Raw genomic sequence first — 14,182 nt, forward strand, 5'->3', positions numbered from 1 at the left:
CTGGTAACGGGCTCGCTGCTGGCAGCTTATCGCGCCAGAACGTCGGTCTGGCCGCAATGGATGAGGCTGAGCTGGATGCCGTTTGCCGCTGCCTTTTTCATCCTGCTGGGGCTGAAATCGACACCGATGATGCCAACACTTGAGTGGGCGACGTGGATCGGCATGGAAGTCATTCCACTCGTACCGCTTACAATGCTTGTGGGATCTTGTTCGGCCGGCTTTGGAGGCTATCTCGGCCGATTGGTCGAATCCCCCCCGCTGACTGCTCTGGGACGCATCAGCTATGGCGTCTACCTTTTCCATCCGATCATGCTTTCCCTGGTGGTCAAGGCCCAACCCTGGATTCCCGTTGATGTTTCGCAGCAGGGTCCGGGTCGGTTTGTGGTCGCGGGCGCAGCCACGGTGATGCTTGCCGCGATATCCTGGTCGGTCTTCGAAAAGCGGCTCAACCAGCTCAAGCGCCACTTCCCCTACGTTGTCCCTCGAGACCACAGCGCTGCAACATCATTCCCGCATGGGAGCAGTCCGGTTGAGTTGGTTCACGGCACAAGGGACCACCCGTCCGTGATTCATGCACGCGCCAATCGCGGCGGTGCTTTCCAAGCATCCGATCTTCAATAAACACGCGAGCTGAACCATGCGCCATCCAATGGTCTCCGTCCTGCTGCCCGTCTACAATGGCGAACCCTATCTCGCTGCGGCACTTGAGAGCATCCTGCACCAGGATCATGATCGCCTGGAGGTCATTGCAATCGACGACGGCTCGACGGACCGCTCCCTGGATATTCTGCAGCGGTATCAAGAGGCCGACGATCGCATTTCTATCGTCTCTCGCGAAAACCGCGGCCTCATTGCGACATTGAACGAGGGCCTGACCATCGCGCAGGGCGACCTCATCGCGCGGATGGACGCGGACGACATTGCCTATCCTTCGCGTCTTTCCCGCCAGGTTTCATCATTTATGCAGCAACCCGAGCTCGCAATCAGCGGTACCGGCATCGACAGACTTGTCGGCAATCGAATGGTCCGCGGCATGCCCAATCCGATCTATCAATCGGGAAACTGGCACATATTGTCGATGTTCTTCACCATCTTCATGCACTCGACCGTGATGTATAACCGGCGGGTCATACCGGAGGACATGCTGGTCTATGACGCGAGCTATGTGCATGCGGAAGACTTCGATCTGTTCAGGCGAATTACCGGCCGCTTTCCCGCGGCGATGATCGATGAGAGCCTGGTCGCCTATCGCATCCACGACGGCAGCGTCACAAACAAGCATAAACGGTTGATGCGTCAAACGCATCTGAAGATTGTCGCGGAGAACCTTGCGCGTGAATCCCTTATCGACAGTCCCGATGCCCTGCGCGACATCGGTGTCGCGGTAACGTCCGATACCACGCGACGCGCGGCCGATTTCATCCTCTCGCTCGAAGCGAAAATCTCCGCCCGCCCGACGGCGGAGCAGTCCAGTTATCAGGACGGCGCCTTGTGTTTCTTCTATTTCCTCTACCAGCTCATCGCCGATGCGGAGCAGCCGCAGCTGACGCATGAGTTTCTCACTCGAACAGGGAAATGGAGGTCCATTCGACGCCGGGAGCGATACGGCCTGCGCGCCGGTGCTTGCGCGCCATGGTGCAGCCGTCTCTCAATCGCGGCAACCAGGCGGCTGGATGCGCTGTCGCGGTATTTTGAGTCCGTACCTGCCTCCACCGTTCTGCCGCAGTATGGTCTTGGTTAGCATGGCTCCGGAACGCCCCGAAATCATGCAGGAGAGCGCCCCGCCCATTGCTGCCGCTCCTTCATCTGCTGAGCGGCGCGAACCGCTGGCGAGCTTCATCGTCTGCACGCGCAACCGCGCCGAGGCTCTGGAGGCTTGTATCCGATCGATTGAAAGAGCCTGCCGGTCTCACCCCACGGTCACCAGCGAGCTTGTGGTGGTCGATAACGGTTCCACCGATGGCACGGCCGATTGGCTGGTCCGAGCCGCAGCAACGTCAAGTCTTGCGATGACGCTGGTGACGGAGCCGCGCCCGGGGCTGGCCACCGCCCGCAATGCAGGAATGGAAAGGTCGTGCGGCCGGATTTTGATTTTCGTCGATGACGATTGCGAAGTCGACTGTCGCTACCTGCAGGATTTGGAGCGGCACTACACGACCGGCGAGCGGTTTATCATCCGCGGCGGCCGCGTCGAACTCGGCAGGTCGCTCGATCTCCCCTTTACAATCAAACGGTCGCAGAGGCGCGAGCGTTTTACCCCCGATATCCATCCCGGCGGCTTCATACTGGGCTGCAATATGACGATGCATCGTGAGATTGCACTCCAGGTCGGCCGTTTTGACGAGCGGCTTGGAGCCGGCAGCGCTCTGAAATCGGCCGAGGACACGGATTACCTGGTGCGGGCTTTTCAACTCGGCATCCCGATTGAATATGTTCCCGACATGAMCGTCCTTCACTATCACGGCCGGAATACGCGCGAGGCAATCGAAAGACTTCACCGGGATTACAGCCTTGGGAATGGCGCGCTTTGCCTGAAACACATCCTCAGGGCTCCCTGGCTACTTCGCCATTTCTGCTGGTCCGCACGATCTGCGTGGCGGGAACTTTTGGGCGGCCCTCGATTCGATCCTGAGGTCTCCCTGTCCCACTGGCCGATCGTGTTCATGAATCTGCTCGGAGCGGCCAAGTTCGCACGCCTTGCCGTAACCAGACGGGCGCGGCCCCCGGAAGTAACCCAGATCAAACAGGCGACTCGTTCGCTGAGGTGATATCGATCATGTTGAAATTCGTCCTGCCGGGCTTTGAAGTACTACGCAGCACGCTGGGTCGACAGTGGCGCCTGCTCGCTGCTGTCGTTGCTCTGGGGTTGGGCAGCGCCGTGCTTGAGGGCACCGGCATTGGTCTGATTATCCCGATGCTCAGCATCATTGCCGGTCAAAAAGACGCGGCAGGCGCAGGCGGACTATCTGCGGTCTTCGAACAGGTGGGTTCGGGCTTCGACGATGGCGAACGCTTGATGGTGATCGCCGGTGCCGTCCTCGCATTGATCACCCTGAAGAATATTCTGGCCTTTGCGAATACTGTCCTTACCAGCTTCATCTACGGCAAAGCCAGCCATGCCATACGAAGCGCGCTCGCGGGTCAGCTCTTGACGGTTGGGTACCCATTTTTCCTGCAGCAAAGCCCGGGGCGATTGCTGAACATTATTTCCAACGAGTCCTGGCGTGCGTCGGATGCGATGCAGACCGTCCTTGGCGCAATCGTGAACGCTTCGGCCGCCGTCATTCTGCTTATCTTCCTGCTGCTCCTGTCATGGCAGATGACGTTGTGCGTCGCGTTCGGCCTCATGCTCGTCCAGCTTGCACACGCGGTTCTGTCGGCCAGCCTCAAAAATCCAAGCCGCAATGTCACATCCCTCAAGTGAACTAGCAACACGGATGCTCCATCTCGTTCACGCCGGTCGCCTTATCCGCGTATTCGGACAGGAACCGCGAGAAAAGGCTGTCTTCGATACGACTTCGGACGCAGTTCGAAAGGCAGGCTTCGTCCTTCAGACCCGGCAGGGCGCTCTGCCGCCCTTGACCGAAGTGTTGCACTCGGCTCTGTTTCTGGCAGCGGTGGTCAGCGCATGGGCTCTGGGCGTGACCTTTCCCGTCATTGTGGCGTTCGTCGTCCTGCTTTACCGGTTGCAGCCGCATATCCGCGCCCTGCAGTTGGCGTGGAGCCAAATACAGGGCTGGAGTGGCTCTCTGGAAGAGGTGCGATGGCTGTTGGATTCGTCGGACAAACCGCCGCCACCGGCAGGCGACGAACCGGCCAGAGGCTTGCGCCAACAGATCAAATTTGACCGCGTGACGTTCAAGTACCCCGGGACGGACGCACGGCCTGGCGTGCTGCGCGCCGCGACATTTGAAATCCGGAGCGGCTGTTCAACCGCCATCATCGGTCGATCTGGCGCCGGAAAGACGACAATCGTCAATCTCCTGTGCCGGTTTGTTGAGCCCGATCAGGGCGATATTCTGATCGACGGGATGCCCCTGAACAGAATCGAGCCGGCGCAATGGCGAAGCCAGATTGCCCTTGCCAGCCAGGATCTCGAACTGGTGGATGGTACTATTCTGGAAAACATCACCTATGGTCAGAGCGCTTCGATAGCCGATGCGGAGTATGCAGCCAGGCTTGCCGAGGCGCACGAATTTATCGAGAAACTACCCCACGGCTACGAAACGATCGTCGGCTATCGCGGCGCAAGCCTGTCTGCAGGGCAGCGCCAGCGGATAGCGCTGGCAAGAGCCCTGGTGCGGGATCCCGAGATCCTCATTCTCGACGAAGCCACAAACGCCATGGACGGGCTGTCGGAAGCAGCAATCGTCGAGACCTTGCGGTCGAGGGCCGGTCGCCGCACGACCATCGTGATCAGCCATCACCGCAGCACGATTTCGTTCTGTGACGACGTCGTTGTCCTCGGCGACGGCCGCGTGACGAATCAGGCTTCGTTTGCCAACGTCGCTTCCCTGAGCATGGATCAACTCTATGAGCTATCCCTCCCTGCCGGGCTGACATAGGATGAGTGGGCTGATGTTCAGGCGCATAGTTGACGTAAATATCTGCAGAAAACACCAACCGCTCATTGTGCCCCGGCAGGTTCACAGGGAAACTGATGCAGTTCGAAACAGATATTGGCGGTTGCCTAAACTTGTAGGAATCGAGGAAAGAGAATATCCACAAAGATACGGTAGACCGTGCATTGTCAGTGAACAGGGAGCTGGATGCATGAGCGGAGAAACGCTGTTAAACGGTAAGAGAGATTGGCGCATTGCGCGCAATGCTCTTGGCGGCATCCTTCTGTTTGCGTTTCTTGCGCAGCTTTTGGCCTATTTGAGCCTGGTCGCATTGGTCGATCGTCCCATTGCTGCAGCGATGCTCGGTAGTGCTGTTGTCTCGCTGCTCTTGGGAGCGCCCTTGGTCATCGCTTTGGCGGTGCAGTCCCGGCGGGTCGAGCGTCTTCGCAACCAGATCAATCATGATATTCGTCGCGACGGGACGACCGGCTGCGTCACCGGCCGCGGGCTCGTGCAGCACGTCAACGGGCTTGAGCGCCGCCACCAGCGGTCCGGCGCTTCTCTCGAGGGCGCGCTCATCCAGGTGCGTATCAACAACCTCGACGAGGTTGGTTCGTCCTACGGACCGCAATGGAGCGACGAACTTCTTCAGTTTGTCGCATCGACCATCAGCACCTCCATCCGTCGCGATGATATCGTCGCGCGAACTGGCCCCGCCACGTTCGACGTGCTGCTTGTTGGCGCCAGTGAACTCGATGCAAATCAGGTCAGCACCCGCCTGACCAAAGCACTTGTATCGTCTCACTTTTCCGCCGATGGGAAACCAGTCGATCTTGCCCTGAGTGTCGGCGGCGTCCTGTTTGATGGCAGTATCGACCTCGCGCGCTTGCGTCGCACGGCCTCTTCGGAAGCAATCACGGTTGAGGCAGGCCAGGCCCCAGCCGTCGCCCTTACGCGCCTGCCCACGGCATGACCCTGTAATAGGGGCACCATATATCCAATCGAATCGCCCGAAATATGCGAACCTGGCATAGTCTGGCGGACAGTTGACGGGAGCACGTATGCTTCCGCAGATGGGTGAGCGCTTGATGCGGCCTAGTCGGATCAGCGCCCGGCACTGATCCCCTTCGTGACTTGATGAATGCTGCTCTGGTTAGTCTGTTTCATTTTTGCAACAATAACTTGTGAAAAAGTGTACGGGCAGTGGACCTACCCATTTATGGTACCCCTTATTCTTCAGAGACGTATTATTTATCACTAAATTTCAAGAATTCTGCCGCACGATCTGTGTGCAGGACATTTCGATTTGTGGGGGGTAAATTGAGAGCCGGACGAATGATCAAGGGCATGCTGTTTTCAGTTCTGCTCACCTCTACCGTGTTTGCCGGAGCCCCGGCCGGAGCGATGACGCTGCGGGAAGCGCTTCAGATCGCAATGGAATCCAACCCTGAAATCGGGCAGTCTGTCGAAAATCGCGAGGCAATCGAGTTCGAGTTGCGGCAAGCACGCGGCCTCTATTTGCCGACAGTCGATCTCGAAGCATCGACGGGAGCGCGGCATCTGGAAGATGACAGCCGGCGCTCGGCCTCGATCGAAAATGACCCGCTTTATCCGTCGGATGTCGGCCTGACCATCACGCAGAAACTGTTCGATGGCGGCGCTCGTCGCGCCGAAGTTGAACGGCAGGCCGCGCGGGTTGACAGTGCCTCCTTCCGCGTTCTCGAGCGCTCGGAAACGATCGGCCTGCAGATCGTTCGCGAATACTTCGAGTATATTCTCCAGCAACAGATCGTCGACGAGGCTAAGCGCAATGTTGGTGTGCATCAGTCGATCTTGTCCGATATCAGTTCACTGATTTCCGGCGGCGCGTTGACCGACGCTGATCGCCAACAGGCGAGCGAGCGACTGCTGTCTGCAAAAGCGCGCTTGCAAGAAGCGCAGGAAACGCTCGAGACGGTGAAGATCAGTTTTAACAGGCTCGTGGGCCAGCCGTTGACGAAGCCGTCCCTGCCGAAGTCAGTTGCTGCCGCGTTGCCGGTGTCGCTTGAATCGGCGATCGGTATTGCAAGGGCCAACAACCCGCGCATTCAGGCAGCGGGCGCGGATATCAATGTCGCCGACTCGCAGGTCAAGGCTGCAAAGTCGAACATGCTTCCGGAAGTCTTTGCCGAGGGGCGTGTGCGCACCGGTATGGACATTGACGGTTCGACCGGAAACACCTGGGACGCTCAGGCGCGCGTCGTCGCCAGGTGGAACCTCTATCGGGGCGGTATCGACATCGCCAATGAACAGGAACAGGGCCGTCGCGCCAGCGAACAGCGGCTGGTTTATCATCAGGCCCATCGTGAAGTTGAAGAAGCGGTCCGGATTTCCTGGGAGCGGCGCTACCGCCAATACGAGCTTTCACGCACATTGAAGGCGCAGGCTCAAGTGAACGACCAACTTGTTTCGTCCTATCGCGAGCAACTTGCCGTTGGCCAACGCTCGTTGCTCGATGTGCTCGGAGCACAGAATTCGCGATTCAATGCAAATGTTCTCGCGAAGACGGCGCAATATGCCGCGCTGTTTGCCGAATATCGCCTTCTTGCAGCCACCGGCCAGCTGCTACCGACCATGCAGATCAAAAGCCCGCAGCAATCGGAAGCTTATGCACGCAAGGAATTCAATGTTTCCGAGGCACCGCAAACGGAAACCTATCGGCGCGTTCCATCCCGGCAAACAAATGACCTGCCACTTGACCTACTAGCACCGATTCGGGACAAATGATGGTTGTAGCCCAGGCGGACATAAGCAGCCGTGATGCAACGCATTGAAAGGCAAGCGCGCACGCGCGCGCCCTCGATCGAATTTACCTCAGCATTCAGGGAGATCTGCGTCTTCCTGGGGCGCCCTTCCTCTGACACCGTCCTTTACTCCGACGTGCCGTTTGACGCCCGCTCGCCGAGCTTTGAAGACATATCGCGCATTGCCGAACGTGTCGGATTGGAGGCGGAGATCGTATCGGCTCGGGCGCTTGCCAACCGCAAGTTCGTATTGCCTCTCCTCATCATCTTCCAGGACGGCCGTGCCACTGCCTTGTTGGAAGAAGGTTTGGACGGAACGCTTAGCCTGTCAAATGCAGTGATGCCGTTGGACAGTGTTGCACTGACGTTCAACGATCTGCAGCTTGGTGATATGGCTTATGCCGTGTCGTTCTCGGCGACCTACCTGAATGCAAGCGACGCTGGCGTTGGCGCGGCCCGCACCATTGACCGCCCTCACTGGCTTTTTTCGACGATCCGGCCTTTCTGGCAAGCTTATATACAAGTTGCCATCGCGGCTTTTTTCATCAACGTGCTCGCGCTTGCAGCACCGCTCTTTACGATGAATGTCTATGATCGGATCCTGCCCAACAAGGCAATTGCCACTTTGTGGGTTCTGGCGTTTGGTATTAGTCAAGTCATCGTGTTCGATCTTCTGCTGAAGTCGGCGCGATCGGCCCTCATTGACTACGCGGGGCGGAAAGCAGATCTGAAGCTTTCCTACATGCTGTTCGAGAAGATATTATATGCAACCATGGCGTCGCGACCATTGTCGACCGGCGAATATGCCAACCGTGCGATGCAGTACGAGTTCGTCCGCGAATTCTTCACTTCGAACACGCTTAGCACAATCGTCGACAGCCTCTTCGTCTTCGTCTTCATCGCTGCGATCTATGCGGTGGCCGGCTGGATAGCGGTTGTCCCAACCGTTGCCTTTCTCATCAGTCTGATCATTGGATATATTGCTCAGCGCAGGATCGGTAAACGGGTCGCGGCGGCCTCCAACGAATCCTCCCAACGGCAATCGCTGCTCGTCGAGACGATAGGGGCAATCGAGACCATTAAAACGCTGCACTCGGAAAAGCAGCTTCTGCGGCGTTGGAACGAGCTTGCAAAGCACTCCACGAGCACCTCGGAGCAGATCAAGGCAATTTCTTCATGGGCGACGCACGCAACGCAGTTCGTCCAACAGCTGGTGACAGTCGCAATTGTCGTTGCTGGCGCCTACCAATTCACCGAGGGAAAAATTTCGTCGGGAGCGATCATCGCCGCCAGCATGCTTGCAGGCCGTGCCGTGTCGCCGCTTGGCCAGATTGCGATGACGCTCGCGCGGCTTCGACAGGCACTTCTTTCGCTGCGCATCTTGAATTCCGTAATGGAACAGCCGGAGGACCGGCCTGATACCATCGGTTTCGTTAACCGGGATATACGCAACGGGAGCGTCACGTTCGCAAACGTCGATTTCGCATACCCGGGTACCGACAATAAAGTTGTCGATGCCATGAACGTGACGATAAGGCCGGGTGAACGGGTTGGTATCATTGGCCGGGTCGGCTCTGGTAAGACAACGTTGGGACGTCTGCTTGTCGGACTATACCCCCCAAGCGCCGGCCGGATTCTGCTCGACGGCGTCGATATTCGTCAATTGCATCCATCTGTGGTTCGCTCTGCCGTTTCCTTTGTCTCGCAAAATTCGGATCTCTTCTCGGGTACCGTGAAGGAAAACCTGCTGATGGCCAATCCGGCCGCCAGTGACGACGAGATGGTGGCGGCAGCCAAGCTCGCAGGCGTGGACGACTTCGTTTCCTATCACCCGCGCGGCTACGACATGCCCGTTGGAGAGCGTGGTGCCCAGCTTTCGGGGGGGCAGCGCCAGGCAGTCGCGATTGCCCGCATCCTGTTGCGCAAGCCCAAGGTCGTCTTCTTGGACGAGCCCTCCGGTGCAATGGATCTGGCCAGCGAACGCGAGCTTATTCAAAAGCTGTCCACCGTCTTTGGAACGGACGTCACTTTGCTGATATCAACCCACCGCCACAGCATGCTCCAACTGACCGACCGGCTGCTGGTTTTGGATCGAGGCCGCATTGTTGCGGACGGCCCAAAGGCCGAGGTCATTGCGCAGTTGCAGAAGCGAGCCGTGTCTGCCGGCTCCCCGCCGGTGTAGGCCGGTGACCAGTGTTGTGAAGGGACCCACGGCAAAAGCTTGGCTTGCGACCAATGGAGGGAGTAGACATGACTGAGAAACCACCATTGGCAGCGCGTGCCGGATTATTCGTTGTGGGTCTTCTCATCGTCTCATTTTTCCTTTGGGCCTCCATCGCCGAGGTCGACGAGATCGCACGAGGCGAGGGCAAGGTGATTCCCGTCTCGAAAACGCAGATTATCCAATCGAGCGAACCCGGTATCGTGCGCGAGATTGCTGTCCAAGTGGGACAGGTCATACGTCGCGGTGATCTGATTCTCAGGCTGGATGACACGGCCAGCGGATCGTCGCTTGGCGAACTTGAAGCCAAAGCGCGCTCATTACGGGCACAGATCGCGCGATTGGAGCTCGAAGAAGCCGGGACCTATGACGCCGTGTACAAATGTCCGGCAGATATTGCCAATGTTGCGCCAGGCATATGCGAGAACGAGCAGCAATTGCTTCGGGCCAAAGCTGGAAACTTCAACAACAAGCGCTCGGTCATGCAAGCGCGCTACGGCCAGCGTGAAAAAGAACTGGCCGAGGCGCAGGCCAACATCACGCGGCTTGCCGAGGGGCTTCAGGTAACCGAACGTGAGCAGGAGCTGCTTGCGCCGATGGTCAAGCGGAAACTCGTGGCGCAGACTGAGTTGCTGCGGGTGGAGAAAGAACTGACAGAGGCGCGTGGCCAGCTTGCCTTGTCGAAGGAGTCGATCGGTCGGCTGGAATCGGCGATCAATGAAGCTTCACTGCAAGTGACGGAACTTTCGCTGGAATTACGCCAGGAGGCTCTGGCGGAAAAGACAGAAGCGCTTTCGCAGCTGTCGGTGATTGATGAGACGATCCGCGGCGCCAGCAGCCGAGTTGAAAACACCGATATCCGCTCGCCCGTTGATGGTATTATCAATACCCTTGAGGTTAACACCGTCGGAGCCTACGTGACACCTGGCGCTGTGATTGGCGGGGTCGTTCCGACATCGGAGGTATTGCTCGTGGAAGCGCGGCTGCCGCCAAGAGATGTCGCCTTCGTGCGCCCCGGTCAACCAGCCCTGATCAAGATTTCGGCCTACGATTTCTCTATCTACGGCGGCCTGGGCGGTATTGTCGAAACCGTCAGCGCTGACAGTCTCGTCGACCAGAACAGCGGTGAAACCTACTATCTGGTACGCGTCAAAACAGACACGGCAGCACTCGTCAAGGATGGACGGGAATATGCGATCATGCCAGGCATGATTGCGTCGGTGGACATCATGACGGGCAAGAAAACGATTCTTGCCTATCTCATGAAGCCCATCAACAAAGCGCGCGAAGAAGCTTTGCGGGAGCGCTAGCCGATGAGCTTAAATCGACCTGGCTCACCAGAACCGGACCTGAGCGTGCTCAGGTTTCGCATTATTACCGTGGCCGGGCACCGGCGCGGAATAAAGCTGGAAGAGATCTACTGGTCGTGCCTTGTCGAACTTGCCGCTCAAAAACAATGCAAGCTCGCAGACATCGTCGCCGAATGCGAAAAGTCAATCGAGGGAGAAGGGAACCTGACGGCGAAGCTGCGCTACGTCGCCGCCTCTTTTCTCAGGAGTGAGCTCTCCAGTGCGAGGGAGCGTAGCGGTCCGTCGGTCATCGCTGGCCAGGTGAGAGCCTGTCCGTCACCCGCGTTTGCTCTGACCGGCGATAAGCGCATCATCTCCTACAATCCGGCGTTTCTGGCGTTTGTCCAGACGCGCTTTGCACGGTTCCAGCAGGCGTCACCGGCTCATGGCCTGAGGCTTTCGTTCGACGTCCAATTTAAAGACTTGGTCGAGCGGCTGAAAACGTCCCCGGGAGAGCCTCAACCGGCGGGCTTTACGATCGGCATCAATGATCAGCTGACCCGCGGCCGGCTCAACGCAGCCCTCGCATCGTTCGCAGATCAGGATGTCGTCATCGGCTTCATACTGGGGTAGGGGGCGCCGTGCTGGCGCCATTGCCTATTGCCTATTGCCTATTGAAGAGAAATACCTTCGCCAGGCATGACATCCGACAGCGGCGGTTGTGCCGATGCAACTTTTTCGCCTCCTGCCTTGACGCCGTGGATCCATGCGCGTTCCGCACTGACCGAAAAGAGCGGCTGATAGTATGGTAGGTCCCGATCAAGTTTCACCCGGTCGGACATGTTATCCAGGATGAAATGACCTTTGCTGGTCGTTACCGCCAGCACCGCATGAAAGAGATTGCGCCGGGTATCCTTGAGCACGACGATCGACATAGCCTGTGGCGGCAAACCAGCTGCTTTCAAAGCGGCCATTTTCAAAATGGCATAGTCCTCGCAGTCGCCTTTTCCCCGGGCAAGAATCTCGTCAGGGGAGGCCCAATAGTCCTTGACACCGTAGGTCTGTGCATCCGGCTGATAGTGGACCAGGCGGTTCACGGTTGTGTTGATCCCTTGCAGTTTCTGCCGGAAGTTGGCGTCTGCAGAATTCTCGATGGATTTTTGAAGGATTGAGCGTGCGAAACAGTCGCTCTGACTGTCGCAGTGCTTGAAATCGGAGTGGACGATGGTGGGAAACACTTCTTTCCACTTTCGCGCGGCTGGGATCGAATTCGCTTTGAAGGCCACCGAATGAAACACGGCACTGGGTTCGGACAATGCCGTTTGCAGAGGCACTCGACCGGCCAGGGTAGCCGCCGCTGAGACCTGTTGCACGGCCGGCTCTGCAGCCTTCCGGGCCGCTTCGCTTGACCAGTTGCCCGTTGCCCATATAACGGCCGCCGTTGGAGCAGCGACAAAACCGATCAGCTGATGCGCGACACCAAGATATCCTGGGTTTACGCGTTCACTAGACGCGGCGGATGCGGCCGAGAGCCCAATAAGGCTTGCCGCAACTGCGGAAATGCTGATGAGCTTTTCATAGTACTTCCGGCCGTTCGTGGTCATCGCGGTGTCTCCGTGGCTAGTGGAGGCAACCTAGACTTTAAAAGAAAAAACGACGTAAACCCGCATGTATTATTTAGTATATTGCCTGGCTATGCATTTTTAATAGAAATTATGTAAAATTTTATACACAAAATTAATGTATTGTTAACTTACTATAGCCCAGATCTTAGTTTTTACCTAAATTCATCTACATTATTCTCCAATAGGCAATTTAATGGGCGGCGTTTTTGCTGAAAAACAAGCAATCCATGGGCACCCAAGTAGCCAGCGGGTCGCCATCAGTCAATGAAATATATAATATATTATAGCAATAAATCGTGTTTCCACAATTTATTCGCGATAATTTATATTCCGATATATACATTTTCAGTTTATGTATCTCTCAAGAATTGATTTCGGAAATGGACTATGTTTACTTCAGCTAAGTTCTTTGGGGAGGGTATTGCGATGGCAACCGAACATATGGATTTCTCTGGCGATGTGAATGCGGCCGCTGACGAGAGCATCGAGCTGCGCGCTGCACCTGACGGAAATGCCGGGGCGGTTGTGGCGCAGGCCGAGAACGGTGGCTCGTCAGAACCGCAGTTCCTCGATCCTGCCACGGGAAAGCCCGTATCCAATGCCCAAGCAGCAACTCCGGCGTCTGCAGTACCCGAGACTGTCACCGCTGACACCTCCAATGTCGTTCGACTTCCTGCGGGCGTCTCCGTCGAAAAAATTCAGGTCCTTGGCGCCAACATCGTGTTGGAGCAGCCTGACGGATCGAAGATCACAATTTTAAACGCTGCATTGAAAATTCCGACGTTTGTCATCGGCGACGCAGAGATCCCGAAGGAGACATTGATCGCCGTCCTTGAAGGCAATGGCATCAACGTGGCCGCGGGGCCTGACGGGTCCATTAGCGTGGCATCCAACCAGAGTGGCGGTGGGAACTTCTCCGAAGCTGACGGCAATATTGGCGTAGCCGGCCCAGCCATCGGGCTTCTTACGCCCACTGAACTTCAATTTGGTACGGCGTCTGGAGAAGAGCGAATACTCGCTTTGCTGGATCCGAACGACGCGCCTCTCCTTGTTGCGGATCAGGCGGGCAGCCTCACAGAGGACGTTGGTGTTGTCAGCGGCAGCCTGACGGTCAGTGGCGCGATCGACATCAGCGATGCGGACCAAGACGACACGCTGACGGTGTCCATCACGCAATCGGGACAGCCAGCCTGGAGTGGCGGGGCATTGACCCAGCCGCAGATCGATACCCTGGCGAACGGTTTTGTGGCGACGAATACGGGATGGACATACCAGGTTCCCAACGCACTGGTGCAATTCCTGGGTCAAGGCGAGACAATCATTCTCAGCTATCAAATCACGGTGACAGATGATGATGGCGCAACCGACACCGAAACGGTGACGATCACCATCAACGGCACCAATGACGCGCCGGTGATCGGTGCTGCCTCGGAGATCTCAGGCGCGGTGACCGAGACTGGCCTGGCCGCCAACGACGAAACGCCGGTGACCGGGCCGCTCAGCGCCACCGGCACCATGGTGTCRAGCGATGTYGATAACAATCACACCGCGACATGGAGCGGCAATGCCGCCGGCACCTATGGCAGCTTCGTCATCTCCGCCGCCGGTGTCTGGACCTATAGYCTCACCGATGCCAGCGTCAAYAATCTGGCCGAGGGCGAGACCCGCACCGAGACCTTCCTGGTGACGGTGACCGACGACA

General features: G+C 57.5%; 10 protein-coding genes and 1 pseudogene. 10 read left to right on the forward strand and 1 reads right to left on the reverse strand.

Annotated elements, in window-relative coordinates:
- From AC1D17_RS24900 to AC1D17_RS24940, 9 genes and pseudogenes are all read left to right on the forward strand, one after another.
- Nucleotides 1-621 (forward strand): acyltransferase family protein (locus AC1D17_RS24900; protein WP_477567968.1); only part of this gene is annotated, 621 nt, incomplete at its 5' end.
- 16 nt (nt 622-637) lie between these two features.
- Entirely contained in the window at nt 638-1,741 is a 1,104-nt protein-coding gene (locus tag AC1D17_RS24905; RefSeq protein ID WP_477567969.1) for a glycosyltransferase family 2 protein, read from the forward strand.
- A gap of 1 nt (nt 1,742) precedes the next feature.
- Nucleotides 1,743-2,768 carry a glycosyltransferase family 2 protein gene (locus AC1D17_RS24910; RefSeq protein WP_477567976.1) on the forward strand — a complete coding sequence of 342 codons (1,026 nt, stop codon included), beginning with the start codon at nt 1,743-1,745 and terminating at the stop codon, nt 2,766-2,768.
- A gap of 8 nt (nt 2,769-2,776) precedes the next feature.
- Nucleotides 2,777-4,565, forward strand: a pseudogene (locus AC1D17_RS24915) (ABC transporter ATP-binding protein).
- A 208-nt stretch (nt 4,566-4,773) separates the two neighbouring features.
- On the forward strand, nt 4,774-5,535 hold the full coding sequence (locus AC1D17_RS24920; protein WP_477567970.1) for a GGDEF domain-containing protein: 762 nt from the start codon (nt 4,774-4,776) through the stop codon (nt 5,533-5,535).
- A 362-nt stretch (nt 5,536-5,897) separates the two neighbouring features.
- On the forward strand, nt 5,898-7,328 hold the full coding sequence (locus tag AC1D17_RS24925) for a TolC family outer membrane protein (RefSeq protein ID WP_477567977.1): 1,431 nt from the start codon (nt 5,898-5,900) through the stop codon (nt 7,326-7,328).
- A gap of 33 nt (nt 7,329-7,361) precedes the next feature.
- A complete protein-coding gene (locus AC1D17_RS24930; protein WP_477567971.1) occupies nt 7,362-9,527 on the forward strand; it encodes a type I secretion system permease/ATPase in 2,166 nt (721 codons plus the stop codon).
- A gap of 68 nt (nt 9,528-9,595) precedes the next feature.
- Complete coding sequence (locus AC1D17_RS24935) at nt 9,596-10,876, forward strand: HlyD family type I secretion periplasmic adaptor subunit (protein ID WP_477567972.1); 1,281 nt, start codon at nt 9,596-9,598, stop codon at nt 10,874-10,876.
- 3 nt (nt 10,877-10,879) lie between these two features.
- Nucleotides 10,880-11,488, forward strand: coding sequence for a ribbon-helix-helix domain-containing protein (locus AC1D17_RS24940; RefSeq protein ID WP_477567973.1), 609 nt, complete (start codon nt 10,880-10,882; stop codon nt 11,486-11,488).
- A gap of 38 nt (nt 11,489-11,526) precedes the next feature.
- Here AC1D17_RS24940 and AC1D17_RS24945 read toward each other — a convergent pair whose 3' ends face one another.
- Nucleotides 11,527-12,459, reverse strand: a complete 933-nt coding sequence (locus AC1D17_RS24945; protein ID WP_477567974.1) for a transglutaminase-like cysteine peptidase — start codon at nt 12,457-12,459, stop codon at nt 11,527-11,529.
- A gap of 408 nt (nt 12,460-12,867) precedes the next feature.
- On the opposite strand from AC1D17_RS24945, the gene AC1D17_RS24950 reads away from it, so the two are divergent.
- A partial coding sequence (locus AC1D17_RS24950) for a VCBS domain-containing protein (protein ID WP_477567975.1) occupies nt 12,868-14,182 on the forward strand: 1,315 nt, incomplete at its 3' end.

The organism is Pararhizobium sp. P1_E7, assembly GCF_056405855.1.

What these genes read in the sequence shown, in the direction of transcription:
- AC1D17_RS24905 (WP_477567969.1), top strand. Translation starts at nt 638, where the DNA reads ATGCGCCATCCAATGGTCTCCGTCCTGCTGCCCGTCTACAATGGCGAA.
- AC1D17_RS24920 (WP_477567970.1), top strand. Translation starts at nt 4,774, where the DNA reads ATGAGCGGAGAAACGCTGTTAAACGGTAAGAGAGATTGGCGCATTGCG.
- AC1D17_RS24925 (WP_477567977.1), top strand. Translation starts at nt 5,898, where the DNA reads ATGATCAAGGGCATGCTGTTTTCAGTTCTGCTCACCTCTACCGTGTTT.
- AC1D17_RS24930 (WP_477567971.1), top strand. Translation starts at nt 7,362, where the DNA reads ATGCAACGCATTGAAAGGCAAGCGCGCACGCGCGCGCCCTCGATCGAA.
- AC1D17_RS24935 (WP_477567972.1), top strand. Translation starts at nt 9,596, where the DNA reads ATGACTGAGAAACCACCATTGGCAGCGCGTGCCGGATTATTCGTTGTG.
- AC1D17_RS24940 (WP_477567973.1), top strand. Translation starts at nt 10,880, where the DNA reads ATGAGCTTAAATCGACCTGGCTCACCAGAACCGGACCTGAGCGTGCTC.
- AC1D17_RS24945 (WP_477567974.1), bottom strand. Translation starts at nt 12,459, where the DNA reads ATGACCACGAACGGCCGGAAGTACTATGAAAAGCTCATCAGCATTTCC.